Source organism: Fibrobacter sp. (genome assembly GCA_024399065.1).
Classification (GTDB): Bacteria; Fibrobacterota; Fibrobacteria; order Fibrobacterales; family Fibrobacteraceae; genus Fibrobacter.
The window spans coordinates 53720-77272 of record JAKSIB010000001.1 but is presented as its reverse complement, the minus strand read 5'-3'; the positions used below and the strand labels follow the sequence as shown (position 1 = coordinate 77272).

The window sequence follows — 23553 nt, the reverse complement described above, 5'->3', positions numbered from 1 at the left end:
TTCGCAAATTAACGCTGCAACATAAAAAAGACCTGCCCGAAAGCAGGTCTTTTGTTTTAGAGAGAAAAACTCCTACTGTTCCACATAGGAACCGATGGACATTACGTTGAACTCGCCTGTTGTTTCGCTGAGATCCTGGAAAAAGAATCGTACAGAAACCAGTTTCTTGGCGGCTTCTTCACCCGTCATTTTGGTAGATGCGGCGGACTTAAATTCATCCCACTTGAAGCACTTCATGACACCTTCAGAGGACTTGGGCAAGGTAACGGATGGACCGTCACCCGGAATATTCGGAGATTCACTGGTATCCGTACCCAACATGAGAATTGCATCTCGGGAGGCACTATAGGCAATGCAGACTCCGCCCCACGCAGAAGCATCGGCAGCACTATGTCCTACAGGGACATCCTTTTCATCATAAGCTTCACCAGCAACATTGAATGCGATACCAGTCACGGGATTACCGCTAATCAAGTTCTTTCCATGGAGTTCGAAGATCCCACAAAAACCGCCACACACTGCGAGCATGTTTTCATATTCATCTTCATCAGAATAGCAACATTCTGTGGTAGTGGGAAATTCAATCTTAGATTCCCCGCCATCTTCGTTGTTATTGAATGTAAACCAATAACCGGAGGTTTCACTTCCATTATCAAGGCCTGTTTCTACATATTGATCAGAATTAGCACCACACCAATGGGCCATTCTGTCTTCCGAAACACAGAGACTTTCCTGTTTAGAAGTACTGGAATTGGAGTCTGCTACAGAAGAACTAGAAAGCGTTTCATCTACGGAAGAACTGGAGAGAGTTTCATCCGCAGGGGAATTGGGAGCAGGATCTTCGGAACATGCACCCATAAATGCGGCAAGAGCTGTCACAGAAAACAGAGTGCCGAAGCGAGAATACAATTTCATGATAAACCTCCTAAAAAGACCGGCGGACCGGACTCAAAACCAAGAGGGAATATATATTATTTATTCGGTAAAGCAACCTTCTTACAAGGCCGCTTCCCTATAACCAAGAAGTTTCAGGCTATAAAGAGCTGTTCCCTTGCTAATGCTACGGACGCCTGTAGCATATCCGAAAATCTTGCGGAGGGGAATGTCAGCCTTCAAGAAATGGGTACGGCCATCGCCACCGATTTCCTTCACCTTGCCATCGCGGGCCTGAATATCGCCAGTAATGACGCCGGCGAAATTCACTGGGCATTCCAGGGAAAGTTCCATTATAGGTTCGTAGGCAGTTACATCAGAGGGTTTGAAAAGCTTTGTGACGGCATCGGCGCAGCACTTCTTGATCATAGGTGGCAGTGCGCCTTCGCTCCAGCTAAATTCCAGAACCTCAAAACGGACGCCAACCAAAGGACCCTTGCCCAACACGCCGATTTCTGCAGTTTCCAGAAGGGCGGAACGGACGCCTGCAAGAATTTCACGAGGCGCATTTTCCAGGAATTCTGCGGACAAGCGGATGTCATGATTCTGGGGAAGTTCCGCGGCGTTTTCCACCACGTCATTAACGATAGGACTTGCAGCCAACTTAATTGAAATCTTGTGAGGACCGAGCTGGAAGGAATTTTCCACAGGTTCAACGGCGTGGGTCAAGCGCTCCTGCCAGCGGACTTCCGGATCGCCGGCCTGCACTTCACAGCCGAATTCTCTGCGGAGGCGAGCCAGCAAAACATCCAGCTGGACTTCGCCCACCGTATGCAAGTACCAGAAGCCGCCATCTTCGTCATGCTGCACGCGGAAAGACGGATCCATACGGGAAAGGGTAGAAAGGCTCTTTTCCACGTGGGCGTAATCTTCGGTGCTGACGCATTCTACGCGAGTCTGAAGCAGAGGCTGGTAACGGTCACGAATGCTTGCGGGCTGTGGGGCAGTACCGCTTCGATTGCTTCGGCCTTCGGCCTCGCAATGACACGTTGAATCATCGGCCTCGCAATGACATTCGGATCCGGCGCTGTCCCCCGCGGCAGTGCCGTCGCGGAGAATAATTTGTCCTAACTCCGTTTCAAAAGGCGCACCCATGGCGTAAATATCGCCAGCACGAATTTCATCTACAGGAATAAGCAGGTTTGCCTTGAGGCGGGAGAATTCAAAACCCGCGGGCCATTCCTTACGTTCCATATCGCAATGGGCGCGGAACAAGGAAATTTCGCCAACACCTCTAAAGTGACGCAAGCGAATCACCTGCCCCATCTGGCCTTCATCAAAAGAAGGGACTTCCGGCAAGAAGAACGTCAACGCAGTCAAAAGGCTGCGGACACCAAAGCCGGCCATGGCCGAGCCTGCATAACATAGCGCATAGTTTTCGTCTGTAGCCAAGCCCTTCAAGCCACGGAGCAAATCCTTGGGCGGAACCGCCTTGCCTTCCAGGGCCATTTCCAGAACTTCATCATCGAAGTTGCTGGCAAATTCGCAAGCTTCCTTGTAGTGCTTCGCCAGCTGTTCGTCGCTTTCCGCGGAACCATTCGTCACGCCAGCAGAATCCACCACTTCCTCGCCGTTCTCATCATGAACCAGGCGACTCTTGCTCAGCACATCCAAAACACTGGACATTTGACCATTCTTATATTCGGGAATGGTCATCAGCACCGGGCGCACCCCAAGAACCTCTTCAATATTGATCAAGGTTTCATCCAGGGAGTAGTCGGGATTGTCCAACTTGTTTATGAACAAAATAGTGCGGACTCCTGCCTCACGCAATTTTTTAAAAGCGGTCACGGTCTGGGTTTCCACACCGCTGGCAGCACTGACCACAAGTACGGCACCTTCCACGGCGGTCAAGGCCATATCCACTTCGGCACCAAAATCCACATGGCCCGGAGTATCGATAAAATTAAACCAGGTGTTCTTCCATTCGAAATGAGCCACACCGCTTTCAATAGTGATGCCTCGCTCCTTTTCTTCCGGGAGGTAGTCCATGGTTGCCAGCCCTTCCTCCACTTTTCCGGGGCGACGAACCTCCCCTGCCGCGAACAAAATGCGTTCGGACAAAGTGGTCTTACCGGCATCGACGTGGGCCAGGATAGCAATATTTCGAATGGACTGGGACATATATCAAACTTTGTTAATATAAAATTAGAAAACTCTTACATACGAACAATGAAAATTCATTTATATTTAATAGTATGTTACTGAGTTCAGAGATTTCCAAAGCTATTTTCGGGATGGCAAAGACCTTTTACAAAACCCTAAAGGTCAATCTGACAGCCAACTCCTATCAAATTGTCAAAACCAATGATCGTGAACTTAACGACAAGGAAATCCAACTGGATTCATTCTCCAGCTGGATAGAATCTTTTGCAAACAGCGGAAACGTCCACGAGAATGACCGCAACGTTTTCAAGAACCGTCTTTCCATTGGATCTCTGACTCAGCACCTCAAGAACGAAGATTCGTTCCGAATCCAGTACCGCCGCAAGGTCAAGGATTCCTACCGCTGGGTATCCCTAGAAATTATCAAGACCGACTCTTTCTCTGAAGACAACCAGGTTGTCTGGCTTTTTGTTCGTGACATCCACAGCAACTACGTTCACGAAATGGAAATTCAGCGTGAACTGGAACATTACTGCAAGTTTGACACCCTGACCGGCCTCAACAACTATTATTCCTACCAGTTGCTTTGCAAGAACTACGCCGCAATCGAAGAAAAAACTTCCATCGGTTTAATTTTCGCAGACCTCAACGGTTTGAAGCTTATCAACGACACCCGCGGTCACGGCGCTGGAAACGAATTCCTGCAGACCTTCGCACGCAAATTGCTGGAACATTTCTCCAGCGAACATATTTACCGAATCAGCGGTGATGAATTCCTGATTGTGATCCCCAACTGCAAGGAAAGTGAATTCACCTTCTCCGCAAAAAAATTCGAAACCTTCCTGAACCAGGAAACCGTTCCCCAGGCTTCCCTGGGCTACTGCTGGATGGCCCATCCTGTGCATATTGAGGACGTTAGCCGCGAAGCCGAAATCCACATGTACCAGAGCAAGGAAGCCTTCTATGGAAAGCATCCTGAATATAAGCGTGGAATTGCAGAACTGAACTACAAGCGCGAAATGGACGCCATCCTTAAAACGCTGGCCAACTCCTACGACGCAATCATCACCATCGATCTTATCCGCGACACCTTCTGGATCCTGAAGCAGGGCGCCGGCGTAACCTTCGGAAAGAACGCCGAAACCTATACGAAGATGACGGAAAACTTTATGATTGCCGTCGACGACGAATATAAGGAAATGGTGACCACAGTCAATTCCATTGACAATCTCCGCAACGACCTTCGCAAGAAAAGTTCCGTCACCATTGAATTCAAAATGGTGGATGGCCGTTGGGTACGCACCATGTTCAAGGCCATCGAGACTTTGAATGGGGAGCCAACCAAGATTCTTTTGATTACAGAACACCTGGATCACGACCGAGTCCTGGAATTGGAAAAGACCAAGGACTTGATGCTGGAACACCAGATTATCGAAGGCCTCAGCAAGGGCTTTACCCTTATCTGCCAAATCGACGTCCCCACCAAGAACATCTTGGTTTACAAGAATATCGCCCTCAAGGACAGCATTCCTACCGCCATCAGAAACTTGTCTTACGACGCCGTAGTTACCTGGTTCACAAACAAATTCGTTGTGGAAGAAGACCGCGAACGTACTGCCAACGCACTCCGTTTGGAAGCAGTCACCACCAAGTTGGAAAACCGCGACGTGACTACAGTGCTATTCCGCACCACTCCGGAATTCCACGACACCGTAAGCGTCAGCTACAGCATGTTCTATTTCTACAAGCTGGCTTCCAACCCCAACAAGTTGGTGCTGGCAACAAAGAACGTCACCAATTCCATGGGGTAAACTTCGAATTACGAAGTATGAAGTACGAATTATGAGATTTGTCGGATAAGAACTTTATCGCTGGTAGGGCCGTCTTTTAAATAGGGCCGATTACCTTTTTACGCAAATACGATATGTTTAATATTTGCAAGGGCGATGACTTTATCCACAATTTGAATTGTCTGTTCATTAGTATCCAGCTTCGCCACAACGCCTTCAAGATCCTGGTAGGTACCCACACCTGCCGCAAGAACCTTGTCCTGAACAAAGTAACTTAATTTAGCAATGGGATGTTCCCCGTGCTCCAAACGTTCTGCCAAGGTGGACAAGGCTTCATCCAATTCCATACGGGAATCTTCCATCAGTTCGTCCTGGCGTACCGTCAAGTTTCTTTCGGCAGCATCGTTAATGGCATCGTTATGCCCACGAAGTGCAGCGAAAGGTGAAAAAATTTTCGCACGATTCTCAATGGACATCCGCGGATGCTTAATGAGAAAATTCCAATCATTTCGCGGATAGGGCAAATTGATAATGTCGTCGTAATTAAAGCTAGGCACGATGACCTCCAATTTGCCCGTTGCGTTCTACAGTGGTTGCGCCTTCCTGCAAATCCATCCCCTTGATAATGGCGTTCTTGCCAAAGCGTTTCTTGATAAGTAGTTCCGCCTTCAAGCGTTTTTTTTCTTTTTCTTCTTTCTGGACATCGGTGAAAATATCCGGCTGATCATAGCTTGCGTCCAGCACCTCGTTGGCAGTCAAGTTCAATCGTTTGATGGTCAAATTTGGATTGACGATTCTGTCGTACAACTTCATCACCGCATCGGCAATGTATGTTAACGACGATGTGTAACGGCCAAGGTTTGCAGTGCCGTGAGCGGGCTTAGGCAAGGTCCTTCCGTAAACATCCATCACTGTTTCTCCGTGATAAATACCCTTGTCAATATTTTCACGATCATAGCCTAGATGAAGAGTCAATCCGTTTGTCACAAGATTTTTGTCAATCAAATCAATGGTCAGGGAATCCACCATTTCACGGACAACAATGCGAGCCTTGTTAAAATCGTAGGCATGCTGTAAAACTTGTCCACCACCAATGCTGTTGGATTTGGGCTTGTACTTCTTGATTTCCGCAATGGTACAAGGCTCGTAACCCCAAGCGTGGTCTATCAGAATTTCAGCATTAACGCCAAACATTTTATACAAGTCGTCAGGGCGCTTTACACTAACTCGGGCAAGGTCACCCATAGTGAGAATTCCACGACCATCATTCAAACGGCAATTGGCCAGACGTTCAGCAATGCCTCGGCCCACTTGCCAAAAACTGGTCAGGGGACGATGACTCCACAGTTCCCTGCGGTAAGTCATCTCGTCAAGTTCCGCAATACGCACGCCGTCTTTATCAGGAGTCACATGTTTCGCCATCACATCCATGGCAATTTTGCAAAGGTAAAGATTGGAGCCTATGCCTGCAGTAGCCGTAATACCTGTGGTTTCAAAAACATCCTGGATCATGGTCTTCGCCAGTTCGCGAGGCGTTTTCTTGTACAAGGACAAATAGCGTGTCACGTCGATAAAACATTCATCGATGGAATACACATGAATGTCGTCATGGCTTACATACTTTAGATAGACGTTATAAACCTTGGTGGAAAATTCCACGTACTTCGCCATCTGTGGCGGAGCAATAGTGAAAAGGATTTCCTCGCCGGTACGCTGTTTGATTTCTCGAATTTTTTGATTCACTTCAAAAAGACGGGCGCGACCTGGAATTCCGTAAGCTTTTAGGCTTGGGGTTACCGCTAGGCAAATGGTCTTTTCGGAGCGGCTTTCATCGGCCACTACCAAATTAGTGGTAAGCGGATCAAGACCGCGAAGAATGCACTCCACGGAAGCAAAGAACGACTTCAAGTCAATAGCAACGAATGTTCGATTTTCGCGACCCACAGGAACAATATAGACATTTTTTAGTGACACCCTATGGCAAAAAAAATCCCTATTTCGTTCTTTTAATTTGCTTTGTAATTAGACTTTTTATAGATTAAGAATAGGTTTAAGGAGGACTACTGTATGAGAAAAATTCTCATTCTTTTATGCATTGGCTTTGCTCTAAGTTCCGCTGCAGAAGACAAGCACAAATGGATTCTGGACGTAGGTGCGAACTTTGCCACCTATGCCTCATTGTTCAGCTCCGATGAAGAGGACGGAAGCAGCAATTTCACAGGCGTCAATTTCGGGGCCCGATACCAATTAGCCAAAATGGTTGAAGTCGGCATTGCTACTGGATACGAATATTATTCTTCAGCGAACGACCCCGCAGAGGGTTCACATGGCAGTGTCATCGACAACCACCTGATTCATATTGCAGCCGAAGGCAAGTTTGATTGGATCACATTCTTCGATCACCTTCAGCTATATTCCCGTCTCGGTGCAGGCGTCACCTTGAACTACCATAACAATTCTAGATACGATACAGAAGTCGAGCCCGTTTTGCAGGGAACCCTTGCCGGTATTGAGTACATCAATACAGTGGGTTGCTATGTAGAATTTGGCGCCGGGTATCGCGGATTTTTCTCTGGCGGTTTAAGCGTCAGGTTCTAAAACAAAAGCGTCCGTTAGGACGCCTTTTTTATTCACGGTAATCGTAAAGGTAGTAGTTGGTCATTTCCTTGGTGAGGGCTACGCCAGAAATATTCCACACATCAGGCGTTCCGCTGCGGTATTCCACCTGGATTTTCACGTCAGAATTGGACTGCAAAATTTCCTGGGGAACTTCCCAGAAGTTTTCTGCACCGGTAAACAGGGAAAGTTCAGAACCATCAATGGAAATGCTGGTCACAGCGTCTTTCGGATTGCGAATCTGGATGACACTCCAGTAGGCGCTGGCACCTTCCTTCACCCAGATGCTGGTGGAATCGTCCCACACACCTTCAACGCCTTCGCAAGAGACGAATTCCCATTCGCCGTAGTAGCGGCCCACCGTATTGCCCATGATATCGCTGGCCGGCGCGCCGCCCAAGTCCACACCGCAGCTTTCATCGGGGCAACGGTCCATAATGCGCACTGTGACACGCTTCCAGCCATCAGGCGTCTTCGCCTTTACGCGAACGCAGCCTCCGCAGGCAAGGCCCCCGTTCCAGGGCCCTTTATCGTCCCCGCTGGAAACGTTGACGTGGATTGCGGCGTAATAGTGAATGTCCGTCTTGCCATAATTGCAGGCGCCTCCGGAACTGGCTTCCTTCTCGGTAATGCTTCCGTAGGTTGTAATGGATCCTTCGCCACCGCGGTCCGTGAGCACCGGGTCTTTCGCAGTAAAGCTGTCACAATTTTCGCACTCGCCGTCGGTATCGTCAAAATACCACAGGTCAGATTCAGAAACCGCCGCGGAACCGGACGAAATCACAACATCATTAGAGCTAGATGATTCCAAAAGAGAGGAAGAGCTGGATAGCACTTTCGCGGAAGAACTTGACGCTTCTATAGCAGAGCTGGACTGTACTTTTTCAGAAGAGCTTAAAATCTCGTCAATGGAACTGGATGAGCTTTCCACATTGGGAGCGTTCACTTCATCAGAACCGCAGCCCGCCACCAGAGCAGACACAGCACTTGCAATTCCTAACCACCGCATCAATTTCATAGGTAAACTTACCAGTCGCGAGCAGGTCTTGCTTGACCGCGAACAGGTTTCCAGGGCTTGCGTTCGCCGTTCTGTTCGTCAAAGTCCTTCAACAGCTGGGCTGCATCGGCAGGGTCCATCTGGCCTTCCGGAACTTCCGGCGGCATTTCAGGCTGTTCGCCCTGACTGTCGCTAGAATTCTGTTCAGGCTGCTGAGGCTGATTCTGTTCACCTTCGCCGACTTGGCTGCTGGAACTTTCTGCAGAGCTAGACTGTCCGCCATTATTCTGATCCTGATTCTGTTGATCTTCACTCTGGCTGGAACTGGACTGTTCACCGTTCTGGTTCTGGTCCTGCTGATCTTGATTCTGCTGATCCTTGTTTTGATCTTGGTTCTGGTCCTGGTTTTGGTCCTGATTCTGATCGTTGTTCTTAGGATCCTTCTTCTGATTTTCGTTCTTCTGTTCGTCCTTGGCTTCCTTGATACGGTCCAAGAGCATCTGAAGTTTCTGATCGTTGGGATAATACTGCAGGCCTTCATTACAAGTAATTTCTGCAGTAGGCAAACGGTTTTCGATGTACTGGAATGCAGCATCGCTGTAGTAGGCGCTAGCAGACTTTGGAGCGGCAAATGCCGCGACTGCGCACAACAAGACACAAGCCATCACGTGCTTTAGATTGCCACGACCATTCTGGCCTCGCAATGACATCTTAAACCTGGAACCTCGAGCCTCGAACCTCATTAGATTACCTCCAGGTCGTTATCGGTGTTGCTTGCATCAATCTTTGCCTTAGGCTTGCGGCCGGCCTTGATTTCGATGACATCGTCAATGCGCTGTACGTAGGCATTCAGCTGACCAGCAGTTTCATCTTCAGCAATGACGTTTTCCAAAAGCTGCTTGGCTTCGGCATACTTGCCATCCTTGCTGAGCTGGAGCGCGCGGGCCAAAGCTTCCTTGGCCTTTTCACTCAGAGGCGGCTGCTTTTGGTCATTATCCTGATCCTGGTTCTGGTCCTGATTTTCCTTTTGCTTGTCCAGTTCTTCCTTGAGCTTACGCTGAACAATTTCCACATTCTTCTTGGCATTTTCAAAGCTATTGTCCAAGTCAATGGCTTTCTTCAAATAGGCAATGGATTCACGCCATGCAGCAATACGGGCGCTAGGTTCGCTAGCTTTTTCGCCAATACGGAAATGAGTGTTGGCCAAGTTGTAGGCGGACTTTGCAGCAAGCTTTACATCGGGCATGCGCACAGCGCTTTCCAATTCCTTCTTGGCTTCTTCGTAATTGCCCAACTTATACTGACAAGTACCGATGTTGTAGAACAGTAACGGATCGGCAGGTTCGGCCTCGCGGGCCTTCATATACTTTTCAAGAGCACCGGCATAGTCGCCAGCGGCAAACAACTTGTTGCCATCATTGATGGGTCGTGCAAAAACCGACACGGCTCCCAAAAACAAGGCAAATAACAAAACATTCAAACGCATTAAATAGCTCCTGGACGGCTTTCAATATACAAAACCCGCAATTCAAAAATTACTGATTTTGCACATTTTCCAGCAATTCAACCTGATTACGCAGGATTTTCACTACTTATAGAATGTAGACACCAACTGGATCATATCCTTATGGTCATCTACAGCAATCATTTCTCGGATGCTGTGCATGCTGAGCATGGGTTCGCCAATGTCCACCGTGGGAATTCCAAGGTTAGCAGAAATGGTGGGACCCACCGTGCTTCCGCAAGGCATGTCGTTTCGGGTAATGAAAGTCTGACTCTTCACACCAGCCTTTTCACACAACAGCTTGAACTGCGCAGAAGACATCACATCACTTGCATAACGCTTCTGTGAATTTGTCTTCAATACCACACCGCCACCGAGAATCGGAGCGTGGTTAGCTTCGTGCTTCTGCGGAAAATTGGGATGTTCAGCGTGAGCCATGTCAATGGACAAGGCAAGGGAATCTGCAAGAGCCTGAGAGAAGGGTGCTTCAATCTTGGCTTCATTCCAAAGAACTTCAAGAGTGGATTCCATGAAGTTGCCTGCAGCACCTTCGCGAGTGTTGCTACCCACTTCTTCGTTATTGAAGAATGCGGCTACAACAAAATCATTTTCCAAAGCCTCTGCAGAAAGCATGGCTTCTGCGATGGCGTGGCAACTGCTCAAGTTGTCGAGACGACCAGAATAAATCCATTCATCGTCCATGCCGCCAACATTTGCGGCCTGAGCGTCAAACAGCTGAACATCAAAATCGAGAAGACGTTCACCAGAGCCAAGTTCAGCCTGGAGAGTTTCTACAAATTTCCTAGAGTAACCGGAGCCAGACCACAGAACATCAAGATCCGTCTGGGGATTTACTTTCAAACCATCCTGGTTCACACCACGATTCAAGTGAATTGCCAGCTGGGGAATACGGAACAACTTAGTTCCACGGACAAGCTTTGTTGCCACCTTCCCTTCTTTTTCAAAAGCTAGCAGGCCGGCATAACCAAGGTCGCGGTCCAGCCAGCTGGTGAACAGCGGGCTCCCGTAAATTTCAGAATGAAGAGTTTTTACACCAGCACAGCCCTTGTCCGGATTCGGGGCAATCTTCAGGGCTGGGAAATCCGTATGAGCCAGCGCAATGCGGAACTTAGATTGGGCACAAGCCTTCTTCGGCTTGCGGACAGCAATTAAGGCGCCACCTCTTTCCATCAAGGTTATTCCCTCCACAGAAAGAGCTTTCTTTAGAAATTCAACCGTATGGTACGGAGTTACAGCCTGGTTCAAAAACTCAAAAAAATCCATAAATTACCCGGATAAGATCTTTTTCTTTAAAATAGCAACTTGACCACTGTTTTTAGACCTTTTTTTTCATATAAATGTAGCGGTTTCGCTATTCGTAAAAATTTATTTATATATTTCTTACCATGGCATTTAAACCTTTAAAGCGAATCAATTGGATGGAAATATCCGGCGTTATGGTCGGTGTTTTCTTCACTACCGCTGTAATGATTTTTGCCATTGTCCTTTATGCCAAGTTATTCTCCACCGGTATGATCGGCGTGGAAGAATATACTCTTCACAGTACATTTGAAAAAGCTTTCGGCCTTAGACCTGGTACCCGTGTCCAGATTAGCGGTGTGGACGTAGGTCAGATTTCCAACGTGGAAATCGAAGGCGATGGCGTCAACATGGAATTCATCATCCGCAAGCAGTACCAACCCTGGATTACAGACAGCGCCACAGTATTCGCCATCCGTGACCAGAACTTGATTTCTGCTCGTGTCATCAATATCGACGTTCGCCGTGGCAAAGGTCGTATTCTTGAGGACGGAGACTACCTGCCTCCCGGCCAGGCACAGGACATTGAAACAGTACTTGAAACTGCCAACGAACTTTTGGGTCGTGTGAACTCCCTTGTGGATGGTATCGACACCCTTCTCGTCATGGCCATGGATACTGGAACCACCGTGGGTGCCCTCTTCGGAAGCCGCTTGCTTTACGACAACTTGAACAGGCAGTTGTCCAGACTAAACGACATTACCTACTCCGGCAAGAAGGTCCTCTTCCAGGCTTCCGGATTGTTGGATACTTTGACATACACTGTCCCGGCGCTTATGGGCAAGGTGGACGGAATCACCACCGACGTCACCAGCTTAATGAGCGACCTGAAGCCCCTTCCCCAGAAGGTGGACGGACTTATGGGTAACGTGGACTCCCTCATGGGTAACGTAGGCACCATGGTGGGCAATGTCGACAAGACTCTCGGCAAGGCAGACGACCTGCTTGGTGAAGTTGGAAAGCTTACTACCGGTATCGCCGACTTCATGGAAACTACCGAAGCTACATTGCAGAATGCAGACGACTTGATGGCTGGCATCGAGAACATGTGGATCATCAAGAGATCCATTCCTAGCAAGGATACAGTGCCCTTCATGGTGGAGACCTTATGGTAATGCGTTCACCTAAGCATTGGATCCGTTCTGCAGCTGTCGCCATGGTCATGGCTATGGCAGCTACCGGTGTTGCTTCCGCTTCTGAATCAGGCATCCTTTCCGCACGCGCACAGCGCTCCTTTGACAACGGCAAGTTCGCCAAGGGATACGGTCAGCTGGAACGCGCCCTCCTTGCCAGCCGCAAGGAAGCCAACCTGTACGCCGAAGGCAGAATCCTCATCGGCATGGCACAGATTAGAACTTTAAGTTTGGACTACGCTTTGGCAGACTCCCTCCTCTCCGTCGTGCGCACTGAAGAACTGGATAAGAATTCCAAGGTTCAGTTCGCCAAGGCCAAGGTGGCATTGGATGTGGCTCAGGCAAATTACAGGGACGCAGTCAACCTCTGCAAGGCCATCAAGGAAGACGTACTGAAAAAGGCTGACGAAACAACCCAGGCAGCATTCTATGGCGAATGCGCTGTGGCATTGGCTTCCGTCAACCAGACCAGCAGTGCAAAGGAATTCCTGGAAATGGCAGCCAAGCGCTCCGACAAGAAGGGCGGTTTCTACATCTATACTACAGCCCGCGTCGCTGATCATCAGGGCAAGAGCGAAGCAGACTCCCTCTACCGCGAAGCCGAGAAGAAAGCTATCCAAGGAAACAAGCCTTACCTGACTGCGACAATTCTTTACTACCGTTCACAACTTAGAAGCACTTCTGCCGAAGATAAAAAGGATTTGAAGATTCGCTGCCAGAACGCATTTGAACTTATGGGGCTCCCAAACAACGCCAAGCGTTGCGCAGAATAAAAACTTCACGGACGCACTTCAAAAAAGAAAAGGCTCGCCAATGAGGCGGGCCCTTTTAAATTTCTCGGCAATGAAACTTACTCAGCTGTAGCGCTGCTCGCTGCAACAGTGTCAGCCATTGCCGTATTGGTAGAATCCTTGGCGGTTTCCTCGGCAGCCTTGGCTGCTTCTTCGGCGGCCTTGGCAGCGGCTTCCTCGTCAAACCTCTTTTTCATCTGAAGGAGTTCGTTGTATACTGCAGCCGGATGAATCTTGCCTTCAATCATACCATCGACCAGGAACTTTATCTTCTGATAATTTTCGTTCTTGTTGTAATCATCAATCAGTCCCTTATGGCCAATCAGCTTCAGGATCTTGGCATAGAAACCTGCCCTGAAGGTTTTGAACTGAGGCTGCATCACGTCGTTCAGGATGGTTTCCAAGGCAACTTCAGTCTGCATGGAATCCAGTTCGAAACTACGGTAGATCGTACGGATATGTTCAGGAATGGTTGTGTCCGGACTATCGAAATACTTGCGCATCACGTTAGCCGCCTCGGTCTTGTTAGGATAGGGACCGCGAGCCAAACGCAAGGCGTAGTACAAGGACAGGCGCCAGTTATCGGGATAAACCCTGGAAGCCCTGCGCAACACGGAAAAATCCGACGTATCCGGAGCATTCACCGGAGTCACGCCGCCCACGAAATAATAGGGCGTATAGAACAAGGAATCCAGACTGGTAGAAAGTTCTGCCACATGACCCAGGTAACCGTATTCACGGCCATACAAGTAACTTTCACCAAGTTCCGTAAGGCCCTTGATCCAGAAAAGGCCCGCTACGGCAGCATCGTGGCCTGCAGCGACGTAACGAACAGAGGAAGCCTTCGGCAAGAAGGATTCATCAAAGTTCGTGCTAGGCAGCGGCTTCGCAAAATGGAAAGCCGCAGCAATCACAGCAACTGCAAAAATGAGGATAGCCAAGTAGCGCATCGCGAACCTAGTTCAAGTCCCGAGGGTTACGGTACCTTAAATCTGGCAGGCTTCAGCCAGGCGTTCCAGAGCGTCAACGCATTCGGTTGCGAAGTTCTCGGGATTGCCGCTGCGCTGGTAAGCAAAGTTCAGACCGCTGGAACTGTTCAGCACGTGGAACTGACGCTTGCCACCACCGTTCTTGATTGCAGTAAGCACAGTCTTTGCATCGCCGCCCTGACCACCCGGAACACCAGGAATGGAAACACCCGGAATCAGGAAAGGAATCTCGTGCTGATGGGCAACGCAGTAGGCGGTGATCTTTTCAAGTTCTTCAGGATGGGTTGCGCCCACCACTGCGCCGAAGAAACCCTTGTCGCCGTCCCATTCAAAGATTTTGTCAGCAACGGAGTAGAAGGCTTCGTTTACGTCGCGGGGATCGTCGCTGCCGATGACCTGCATGTCCTGGAAATCGTGGGCGCCCTTGTTGCTGGTGCGGAGAAGAACGTATGCACCGTTTTCAGAATTTTCGCGAACGAAAGGATTCACGGAATCGGAACCCATCCAGGGAGAAACGGTCACCACGTCGGCCTTGTAAACGTCGAATGCAGCCACTGCATAGGCGGCGCTGGACTTGCCGATGTCGCCGCGCTTGGCGTCGAGAATCACCGGGATTCCTGCGCTACGGTAGTCAGCAATGAGCTGCTGCAAGGTGAGCATAGCCTGCACGCTAACGCATTCGTAGTATGCACTGTTGGGCTTCACCACAGCAGGCATCACGTTACGCTTGATGCAACATTCCAAAATTTCGGAATAGAAACGCTTGATCTTGTCTTCGGCAGAACCTGCAGAAACGCAAGGATCGATGAGCTTCATCACCGGGTCCATGCCCATGCAAACCGGGTTGCCGCACTTGGCGACACGCTGTTCTAGACGTTCATGAAAATTCATTCTAAACCTCTCGCAACCTTACTTGAGTTCGTCCTGGATCTGAGCAGCTTCGTAGGAAAGAATACCGTGAGCCACAGAGACGTTCAAGGATTCAAGATCACTGCTCATCGGAATCTTGACGGTTTCGTCAGCGAGTTCGATGAAGTACGGATTGGTGCCTGCACCTTCGTTACCCACGAGGAAAGCCATCTTGCGGAGCTTGTGCTTCGGGATTTCGCGGAGGCTCTGCTTACCGTGCAAGTCGGTAGCGATGATGGTGTAACCCTTGCTGCGGAGGAAGTTGATCTGGTCGATGAGATCAACGTCAAATTCGAAAGGCACGCGGAGGAAAGTACCCGAGGAACCACGGACAACCTTGGGGTTGAAGGGGCTGACGGTACCGCGACCGAGAATCATACCATCGGAACCGAAGCCGAGGCTGGTGCGGAAAAGGGTACCAAGGTTACCCGGATCCTGCACAGCGTCAACGAGAGTGAGGACGCTGCGGCTGGATTCGTAAACAGGCTTGGTGCTTGCAATGCGAGCAACAGCAATAATGCCCTGAGTGGTAACGGTAGAAGCGAGCTGCTTCATCTGAGCCTCAGACAGAACACTGATCTTGATTTCAGCTTCGTTGATAGCTTCGATCAAAGCTTCGTCGTTGAAACCTTCAACCATGTAGACAGAGCTGACCAATTCACGATGGTGCTTGACCAATTCTTCAACAACATGGACGCCTTCACCGAGGAAACGGCCTTCACGTTCACGACCCTTTTCGGTGGTGAGAGCGAGGAGCTTCTTGAACCAAGGCGGATTGGAAACCACGTCTTCGCTGGATTCAACCTGAGCAACGCGTGCTTCGAGAGCGGCTTCGTCCAGAACTTCTTCAACAGCTTCAGTCTGCTGTTCTTCAGGACGCTGACGATAGATCGGAGCACCTGCCTGAGCAAATTCGCGACGGGGACGACGGTCGTCACCGAAGTGGCCACGGCGTTCGCTGCGGTTGAACGGACGGTCGCCACGGGGACGGCGTTCACGATCGAAAGGACGATCTCCACCACGACGGTCGTCTCGGTCACCACGGAACGGACGATCACCATCACGGCGCGGACGGTCACCGAACTTGCGATCGCCACGGCGTTCATCACGGTCACCACGGAAGGAGGGACGGTCGCCAAAAGACTTGCGTTCGCCACGGTTGTCATCATCGCGGCGGGGATTACGACGGTCGGTAGCTTCGCTAACGCCGAACTTACGATTGAGAGTGGATCTCACGGTACGCTTTTCGTTATTTTCTTCGCTCATATTTTTTCCAATTATTGGATTTTATCCATGATCTGTTTGGCGACGGATTCTCCGTCAATTTTCAAGAGTTTATAGAGGGCAGAAATTTCGCCCTGTTCCACAAAGTTGTCCGGAAGTCCGAAGCGGATCAAACGCTTGTCCGTATATCCGAAGTCCAGGAGCATTTCGCCGATAGCGGAACCGTAACCGCCCACCAGCGTATTGTCTTCCAAAGTGACAATCACCTTGTGGTTTTCGAAGAGACCGCGGTAGCATTCCTGGTCAAGAGGCTTTACGATACGGGCATCCACGAGGGTCGGGTTGTATCCGTTTTCGCGCAAGACCTTTGCAGTCTTCTTCAGTTCATTTGTCATGAAGCCTGCGCCAAGAAGCAGGATATCCTTACCCTGTTCCAAGACCTTCGGCAGACAGCCGTCAAAGTTGTCTGTTGCAGGTTCCAGTTCTTCAGCCAAGGCTGTTCCACGAGGATAGCGGATAGCCACAACACCCGGCATATCAATGGATGCTGTCAGCATGTCACGCAGTTCGTTTTCGTTGGACGGAGCCAGGATGGTAATGCCCGGAATCGTACGCAGGAAAGACAAGTCGAACGCACCATGATGTGTGGGGCCGTCTGCGCCTACGAGGCCAGCACGGTCCAGCACCAGAACAACGTGGAGATTCTGCAGAGCAATGTCGTGCATAATCTGGTCGTAGGCGCGTTGCATAAAGGAGGAGTAAATTGCCACCACCGGAACAACGCCATCGCACGCAAGACCTGCAGCAAAGGTTACAGCGTGTTCTTCGGCGATACCCACGTCAATGACGCGGTCGGGCATTTCCTTCGCCATAATATCGAGACCGCAGCCCGTAGGCATTGCGGCAGTAATACCGATGATGCGGTTGTCCTTCTTGGCAAGTTCCAGCATGGTCTTACCGAACACGCTGGTCAAGGAAGGATTCTTGCTACCCGGCACCAGCGGAAGACCGCTTTCCGGATCGAAGGGATTACAACCGTGGAACTTGGTGGGGTTCTTCACCGCAGCGTCGAGACCGCGGCCCTTCTCAGTAAGAACGTGGACCAGGCAGGGGCCCGGCTGAGACTTTACACGTTCAAGAATCATCACCAGTTCATTAATGTCATGGCCATCGATAGGGCCAAAGTAACGGACACCCAGATCTTCGAAGAACTGTCCCGGCTTGACTGCAGTCTTTGCAGCACTTTCAACCTGGAGGAACAGATCACGGAAGCGGGATCCAAGTACGCCCGGAAGACGCTTCATCAAGCGGTCCAGGTCCATACGCATCTTGTTGTACACCGGGTCGGAAATGACGCGGTTCAAGTACTTGCTGAAGCCACCTACGTTGGGAGCAATACTCATCTTGTTGTCGTTCAAGATGATGGTCATGTTCTGCTTGGAAATGCCAGCGTTGTTCAAGGCTTCGTAAGCCATACCGCCGGTCATGGAACCATCACCAATTACGGCAACGACGTTGTTACGACGGTTGAAGTGGTTACGTGCAACAGCAAAACCGAGGGCTGCAGAAATAGACGTAGTGGCATGGCCTGCGCCAAAGCAGTCGTATTCACTTTCGTGACGCTTCAAGAATCCGGAAATACCATCCTGCTGACGGAGGGAGCCAAAGCGATCAAAACGGCCTGTCAGGAGCTTATGGACATAAGCCTGGTGACCCACATCCCAGACAATCTTGTCGTCCGGTGTATTGTACACGTAGTGCAATGCAAGGGTAAGTTCCACCACGCCAAGGCTGGAAGCAAGATGACCGCCATGCTTAGACACTTGACCAATGATGGTCTCGCGAATCTGGCTGGCCAGCTTGTTCAGCTCTTCGACAGAGCAGTGTTTGATGTCCTTTGGGGACTTTATATCTTTAAGATCCATTACTTAACTCGAGTAATGATGAATGCGGCAATAGAACGAAGAATCTCGGTATCCTGCTTCAGGGTATCCAAAGCCTTGATGGATTCTTCATACAGTTCACGGGCACGGACACGGGACTGTTCCAAGCCAACCAGAGCCGGATAAGTAGCCTTACCCTTCTCGATGTCGGAACCGGCATCCTTACCAAGTTCTTCAGTAGTGGAAACGATATCCAGGATATCATCCACAATCTGGAAGGCAAGACCGATGGAGCGACCGTAATCGCGGATAGCCTTGATTTCTTCTTCGGAAGCGTTAGCCAAGCGGGCGCCAACTTCCAGGGAAGCTTCAATAAGAGCTGCAGTCTTGTGATAGTGGATGTAGTCCACAATTTCCAAATCCACCTGCTTGCCTTCGCATTCGATATCGGTCATTTCGCCACCAATCATACCGAAGGTGCCCAGCAGGTGAGCCAAAATTTCAATTGCCTTTGCATTGCCGGTCTTACCCATCATTTCGAAGGCGAGAATGCAAAGAGCATCACCAGCCATCACTGCAGTGGCTTCGCCGAACTGCTTATGGGAAGTGGGCTTGCCACGACGAAAATCATCATCGTCGATGCAGGGCAGGTCATCGTGAATCAGCGAGAACGTGTGGAGCATTTCCAGCGCGCTCATAGCGTAGCGAACAGATTCGCCCTTGCCGCCAAACATATCGAATGCAGCGCGAACCAAGGCCGGGCGCAAACGCTTGCCGCCAGCGAACATGGAATAGCGCATAGCCTCGTGAAGGCGACACGGTCTATCCTTTTCGGACGGGAGAAATTCATCAAAAGCCTTTTCCGCTTCCTTGGAAATGCGGGAAAGGTAATCAAGGGCTACAGCCGCTTCTTTTTCAAGAGATTCCATATAGACCAAAGATACTTAAAAAAGAGCCCCTAATAAAGGGGCTCAAAGCTTATAATACCCTTATAAGGGCTCTAAAAACGGGATTTTCGATTAGAACAGGGCGCCGTAGATTTTCACGTCGTCAATGAAGATTTCATTACCGGCAGCAAAGAAGAAATGAATCTGCTTCACCTGATCCTTGACGCTGTCCCAGGCATCGGAGCAAGACCACTTTTCAGCACTGGTCACGCAAAGTTCGGAGGGTTTTACCACAATTCGACCCCAGTCACTGCCGACCTTCTTCCAACCAGAAGCCGCCTTCACGCCCTTGGAATAGGATTCCCAGTTTTCAAGAGCCAAACGGACTTCACCATTTCCCTTAGCGTAGAATTCGATGGAGTCGATTGCAGCGAAGTTCTTAACTACTTCCAACTTACCGCCCAGCAGAGCCCAAGCATAAGGATTGTCAGCCAGTTCATAGTAAGCATGGAACACGTTGTTGCCACGATCTTCATCCGATTCAAGATGGTCTGCAAGCTTATGATTCTTATCGTTTTGCTGAACGCCGGTTCCAAACTTGAAAGTAGTGCCCTTGTACAAGGTATCCACATCCATGTACCACAGTTCGTTATCTTGTTCGAAATCGTACAGCAACTTTGCCGGATTCAAGTAGCTCTTGCCTTCCTTCGGGGTCTTTACAGCCTGTTCAACAAAAGGCACACTATCCTTTGCATGAACGAAGTACAAGGTCAGGGAATCGTTGGCAGGAAGCGTGGGCAACACATAGGCGCCAAGGTCACTGGTCTTCACCAACACATCGAATCCATAGACTCCAACCCAGGCATAGTCTTCACCACTATCAAGTGTTACCTTGCTAGAAATGGTAGCGGAGGAGGACAGCTTGAGAGTGTCAATTTCCGTCAAGTCTTCTGCATCGTAGACTTCAGAGAAGGTGCCACTTCCGAGAGATACGGTAAGGCGATAGTCTCCAGACTCCGGCCACTCCATTGTGAATGCACCTTCATCATCAGTAACTACATCGGCAAGGACCAGGTTGTTCTGCAAAGCGAACTTTTCAACCATGGCGTCGACCTTGCGGAGAGCCACCTTTGCATTGGAGGCCGCAGAACCGTCAGCCTGCAGAACGACGATCTTCTTGCCAGAAGAATCCGTGGTATCCTTAGGAATTTCCACCTGGGTTCTGTAATCTTCGTATACAGATTCAGACGGTTCAAAGAAGACGCTCTTTTCATCCAGGACCTTGTCGTAGTCCTCGGACTTGAAGTACAGTTGGAGAGAATCGTTTGCCGGTACGTAGGGAATCACGAACACGCCGTTAGCGTCGGTAGGCACAAGAATATCTGTACCAAGGATACCCACCCAGACATTGTTGGATCCTTCCGGAATATCGACTTCACCCATCATCACAGCAGTGGAAACCAGGTTCAGGGAACCGAGGTCACTGGTTTCTACAGAGGGGTCCTTTTCAAGGGACATGACCTTGGAATAGGCGTAACCCTTATGAAGGATGGTCAAGCGGTAATCGCCATCTTCCTTCACATTCAGGTAGAAGTGGCCAGCACTGTCGGCAACAGTGTCTGCAACAATAATGGAATTTTCAACGGAGGCATCGTCAGCCATATGGTCCACAGCACGAACTGCAACCCTGGCAAAAGGAGCCACCTGGCCATCGGCCATGGCAATACCGTTGGTAGTAATGCTTCCCGGACCACCCGCAGATTCGGTAGGACCGCAAGCCCAGAACGCTCCAGCCAAGCCTAAGACCATAGGCAAAAGAAAATGTTTTTTCATCATTTCTTTTTCTCCTGAAGCGGTTTAGTGAATGCCAACGGGAAAAGCTGGACGTTTAACTGGAATACGGTGTTGTCACCGGAACCTTCCTGGGATAAACGTAGTAAATCCGAACGGAATTCTTCAATCTTTTCACGAATTAGCTGGATATCATCCATATTAAACGTCATGGTGACTGTGCTAATGTCGCGAAGGAAGGGTGCATGACGTTCCAGGGACTCGCCGGCGAGAGCGATGGTATCCTTCTGGAACTGACGGACCGCTGCAGAGCGCCAGTTTCCACCGGTACTTACGAAGGTGTCATTCACCTTCCAGAAGCCTTCACGGTCGGTAGAGATCATGTTGAGCTCATGCAGCAATTCAACAGCAGCCTTGGCCTCCTCCACGGTAATCTGAGGAGTGCAGCTTTCTGCAAGACCCTGGTAGTCGTCCTTGAACTTGCAAATACCGATAATGGAGCGGATAGCATTGTAGTACCAGTGACGATAGAATTCCAGTTCCTTCTTGGCCAGGTACTTCAAGGAAACGCCCTTGAGGGACTGCATCTTTTCGTAGTGCTGCAAAGCGTCGGCATCGGTCTTGGAACGTCCAAAAAGAACCATTTCGGTCCAGTAGGCGGTTTCCTTTTCGCCAAGTTCAAAAAATTCTGCAGTGGGCTTGATAAAATTAGTGGACAGGTGGATCTTGCCCTGGGACATTCTCAACAGGTTACCAGGATCCGCACCGATTTTCATAGCCATGTAACGCCAAGAAATAATAGACTTTCTCTGTTTAAAGTCATCAAATGCGTCTCTAAGCCATTCACGGTAATCGGTATATTCAAAAATCTGCTTCATACCTTCAAAAATAAGTCGTAACTTATTGTAAACACAGCGTTTAAGGCTAATCTCCGTTGTTGAACTTTACAACAACATTTCCCTGTCCATCACAGGTCGCAGACCAGTTACATTCAGGCAGTTTCGCAAGGGACAAATCCTCGCAAACCCCTTTAAATTCAAGGATTTCAGCGTTTTCGGCTTTTTGTCCAAAAACCACGTTGTAGGACAGATCCTCAATGGGAGAGGACTGAACGGGCTTCTCTGACATCAGACGGCTGGTGATTTTTATCACACATAAGTCTTTGTCGGTCATAGCGTTCTCGTCCTGACCAGGGGCGGCGGTCCAATGAATTTGCAGCGGACGATACTCCACTTCCAGTTCCTTTTTGGCGCACCCCGATATACAGCAAATGCCGACAACCAGCAAGGCTGCCGACATTAAGCTCCAAAGGTTCACGTTTAAGCGATCCCCTTGATTCATAAGACTAATGAGTCCGCTTGAAAGTAGCGCTCGTGACGCGGTTACGGCCATTTTCCTTGGAGGAGTAGAGGGCCTTGTCGGCACGTTCGAAGAGGCGCTTGGGATCTTCACCAGCAATCATTTCGGCAATACCGAAGGAGCAGGTTACCTTCTGCTGCTTGATAAGTTCGCCGTTTTCAATTGCCATGCGAAGCTTTTCAGCAAGGAACTGAGCATTCTGGATCGGCGTATCGCCACACAGGATCACGAATTCTTCACCACCCCAACGTACCAGGGCGTCGGTATTACGGATCTTGCCCTGAATAAGCTTGGTCAAGTTCACCAGAACTTCGTCACCCACGTTGTGACCATAGGAATCGTTGATCTGCTTGAAATGGTCGATATCCAAAATCACGAAGGAAACCGGGCTACCGTTCTTGCTCAGGTTTTCCTGTTCGCGCATGAGGATGCTGCTAAAGCCAGCGCGGTTCAAGCAACCAGTAAGCGGGTCTTCCTTACTGGACTTCTCGTATTCGCTCTTTTCGATTTCGAGAGCCAGCAAGTTCTTTTCCAACTCTTCACGCTTCTTCTTGTTGGCAGCACGTTCACGGCTGTAATCAAAGAAGCGGATAATCAAGATGATAAGGAAGGTGACAAACCACATGGCCACAAGGGAAGTGACCAGCTTTTCCTTGGCAATCTTCTTGCCCTTGAAGCAGAAACCCTTGATTTCCAAGGTGCCGTAGCCCAACGGAGCATTGGTACCAGTCTGAATTTCAATCAGGGGAACGTTGCTCAAGTCCACATGGGCCTTATGCACGTTAATTTCGTTCTGGGCAACCCACCAACCGGCAACGCGGAATTCCTTGGGAACGAACACTGCCGGATAGGTTTCTTCCAAGGGGAAGAATTCAATTTCATTGAACTTGAGGGAAGATTCGTCACCCTGGCGATAGATGGTGCTATCATAGCTGCGCATGTAAAGACGCACAGTACCTTCACCACGAGGCTTCACCCACACGAAGATGCTGTCATACTTGGAAAGATCCCTACCGCGGGTCTTGCCGTCGCCAAGGAAGATCTTGACGCCCACATACGGATAGGCATAACCTTCACGCAGTTCATAGTCTACGATAATGGAAGAGTCCGTGCGGGCCAACTGGACTGCAGAGGCTCCACCATCAGCGGAGTCCGTTTCTGCAATGACATAGGGATAATCGGACAGGTAAAGCGGTTCGATATTATCCAGGCCATTCTGGTACGCGAAAAGGGCTATGACTGTAACAGCCAAGAGCACAAAGATCAAGATATTCATCCTGAACAAGGCGTAAAGTTTCTCTAAAATCTTCGACATAGGTCA

21 protein-coding genes are annotated in these 23553 nt (G+C 49.6%); 4 read left to right on the top strand and 17 right to left on the bottom strand.

Features of this window, described 5'->3' with window-relative positions; translation table 11 throughout:
* Nucleotides 1-72: 72 nt before the first annotated feature.
* Complete coding sequence (locus tag MJZ25_00300; protein MCQ2122607.1) at nucleotides 73-915, bottom strand: hypothetical protein; 843 nt, start codon at nucleotides 913-915, stop codon at nucleotides 73-75.
* An 81-nt stretch (nucleotides 916-996) separates the two neighbouring features.
* Entirely contained in the window at nucleotides 997-3057 is a 2061-nt protein-coding gene (locus tag MJZ25_00295; protein ID MCQ2122606.1) for a TetM/TetW/TetO/TetS family tetracycline resistance ribosomal protection protein, read from the bottom strand.
* Between the two features lie 74 nt (nucleotides 3058-3131).
* On the opposite strand from MJZ25_00295, the gene MJZ25_00290 reads away from it, so the two are divergent.
* Nucleotides 3132-4850: a GGDEF domain-containing protein gene (locus MJZ25_00290; GenBank protein ID MCQ2122605.1), complete on the top strand. Its 1719-nt coding sequence runs from the start codon at nucleotides 3132-3134 to the stop codon at nucleotides 4848-4850.
* A gap of 98 nt (nucleotides 4851-4948) precedes the next feature.
* On the opposite strand, the gene MJZ25_00285 is transcribed toward MJZ25_00290, so the two are convergent.
* Complete coding sequence (locus tag MJZ25_00285; GenBank protein ID MCQ2122604.1) at nucleotides 4949-5386, bottom strand: hypothetical protein; 438 nt, start codon at nucleotides 5384-5386, stop codon at nucleotides 4949-4951.
* Nucleotides 5379-6773 (bottom strand): DNA methylase, encoded by a 1395-nt coding sequence (locus MJZ25_00280; GenBank protein ID MCQ2122603.1) that lies wholly within the window; start codon nucleotides 6771-6773, stop codon nucleotides 5379-5381. Before MJZ25_00280 ends, MJZ25_00285 begins: the two co-directional genes overlap by 8 nt.
* 123 nt (nucleotides 6774-6896) lie before the next feature.
* On the opposite strand from MJZ25_00280, the gene MJZ25_00275 reads away from it, so the two are divergent.
* Entirely contained in the window at nucleotides 6897-7427 is a 531-nt protein-coding gene (locus tag MJZ25_00275) for an outer membrane beta-barrel protein (GenBank protein ID MCQ2122602.1), read from the top strand.
* Between the two features lie 28 nt (nucleotides 7428-7455).
* Here MJZ25_00275 and MJZ25_00270 read toward each other — a convergent pair whose 3' ends face one another.
* The 4 genes from MJZ25_00270 to MJZ25_00255 form a co-directional block, all read right to left on the bottom strand.
* A complete protein-coding gene (locus tag MJZ25_00270; protein ID MCQ2122601.1) occupies nucleotides 7456-8454 on the bottom strand; it encodes an RlpA-like double-psi beta-barrel domain-containing protein in 999 nt (332 codons plus the stop codon).
* Nucleotides 8455-8471: 17 nt separating this feature from the next.
* Complete coding sequence (locus MJZ25_00265) at nucleotides 8472-9185, bottom strand: hypothetical protein (GenBank protein MCQ2122600.1); 714 nt, start codon at nucleotides 9183-9185, stop codon at nucleotides 8472-8474.
* Nucleotides 9185-9928 (bottom strand): tetratricopeptide repeat protein, encoded by a 744-nt coding sequence (locus MJZ25_00260; protein MCQ2122599.1) that lies wholly within the window; start codon nucleotides 9926-9928, stop codon nucleotides 9185-9187. Before MJZ25_00260 ends, MJZ25_00265 begins: the two co-directional genes overlap by 1 nt.
* A 102-nt stretch (nucleotides 9929-10030) precedes the next feature.
* Entirely contained in the window at nucleotides 10031-11230 is a 1200-nt protein-coding gene (locus MJZ25_00255) for a M18 family aminopeptidase (protein MCQ2122598.1), read from the bottom strand.
* A gap of 122 nt (nucleotides 11231-11352) precedes the next feature.
* Between MJZ25_00255 and MJZ25_00250 the strand changes: the two genes are divergently transcribed.
* Both MJZ25_00250 and MJZ25_00245 read left to right on the top strand, forming a co-directional pair.
* Nucleotides 11353-12381, top strand: a complete 1029-nt coding sequence (locus tag MJZ25_00250) for an MlaD family protein (protein MCQ2122597.1) — start codon at nucleotides 11353-11355, stop codon at nucleotides 12379-12381.
* On the top strand, nucleotides 12381-13172 hold the full coding sequence (locus MJZ25_00245) for a hypothetical protein (protein MCQ2122596.1): 792 nt from the start codon (nucleotides 12381-12383) through the stop codon (nucleotides 13170-13172). Before MJZ25_00250 ends, MJZ25_00245 begins: the two co-directional genes overlap by 1 nt.
* A gap of 77 nt (nucleotides 13173-13249) precedes the next feature.
* Here MJZ25_00245 and MJZ25_00240 read toward each other — a convergent pair whose 3' ends face one another.
* From MJZ25_00240 to MJZ25_00200, 9 genes are all read right to left on the bottom strand, one after another.
* Complete coding sequence (locus tag MJZ25_00240; GenBank protein ID MCQ2122595.1) at nucleotides 13250-14140, bottom strand: hypothetical protein; 891 nt, start codon at nucleotides 14138-14140, stop codon at nucleotides 13250-13252.
* 36 nt (nucleotides 14141-14176) lie between these two features.
* Complete coding sequence (pyrF, locus tag MJZ25_00235; GenBank protein MCQ2122594.1) at nucleotides 14177-15070, bottom strand: orotidine-5'-phosphate decarboxylase; 894 nt, start codon at nucleotides 15068-15070, stop codon at nucleotides 14177-14179.
* Between the two features lie 18 nt (nucleotides 15071-15088).
* Complete coding sequence (locus MJZ25_00230; GenBank protein ID MCQ2122593.1) at nucleotides 15089-16354, bottom strand: RNA methyltransferase; 1266 nt, start codon at nucleotides 16352-16354, stop codon at nucleotides 15089-15091.
* An 11-nt stretch (nucleotides 16355-16365) separates the two neighbouring features.
* Nucleotides 16366-18237 carry a 1-deoxy-D-xylulose-5-phosphate synthase gene (dxs, locus tag MJZ25_00225; protein MCQ2122592.1) on the bottom strand — a complete coding sequence of 624 codons (1872 nt, stop codon included), beginning with the start codon at nucleotides 18235-18237 and terminating at the stop codon, nucleotides 16366-16368.
* Nucleotides 18237-19124 (bottom strand): polyprenyl synthetase family protein, encoded by an 888-nt coding sequence (locus tag MJZ25_00220; GenBank protein MCQ2122591.1) that lies wholly within the window; start codon nucleotides 19122-19124, stop codon nucleotides 18237-18239. Before MJZ25_00220 ends, dxs begins: the two co-directional genes overlap by 1 nt.
* Before the next feature lie 90 nt (nucleotides 19125-19214).
* The gene (locus MJZ25_00215; protein ID MCQ2122590.1) at nucleotides 19215-20918 is read right to left on the bottom strand and encodes a hypothetical protein; all 1704 of its coding nucleotides are present in this window, start codon (nucleotides 20916-20918) and stop codon (nucleotides 19215-19217) included.
* Nucleotides 20915-21751, bottom strand: coding sequence for a TIGR02147 family protein (locus MJZ25_00210; GenBank protein ID MCQ2122589.1), 837 nt, complete (start codon nucleotides 21749-21751; stop codon nucleotides 20915-20917). Before MJZ25_00210 ends, MJZ25_00215 begins: the two co-directional genes overlap by 4 nt.
* A gap of 46 nt (nucleotides 21752-21797) precedes the next feature.
* Nucleotides 21798-22214 (bottom strand): hypothetical protein, encoded by a 417-nt coding sequence (locus tag MJZ25_00205; protein MCQ2122588.1) that lies wholly within the window; start codon nucleotides 22212-22214, stop codon nucleotides 21798-21800.
* 4 nt (nucleotides 22215-22218) lie between these two features.
* On the bottom strand, nucleotides 22219-23547 hold the full coding sequence (locus tag MJZ25_00200; protein ID MCQ2122587.1) for a GGDEF domain-containing protein: 1329 nt from the start codon (nucleotides 23545-23547) through the stop codon (nucleotides 22219-22221).
* Nucleotides 23548-23553: the final 6 nt, after the last annotated feature.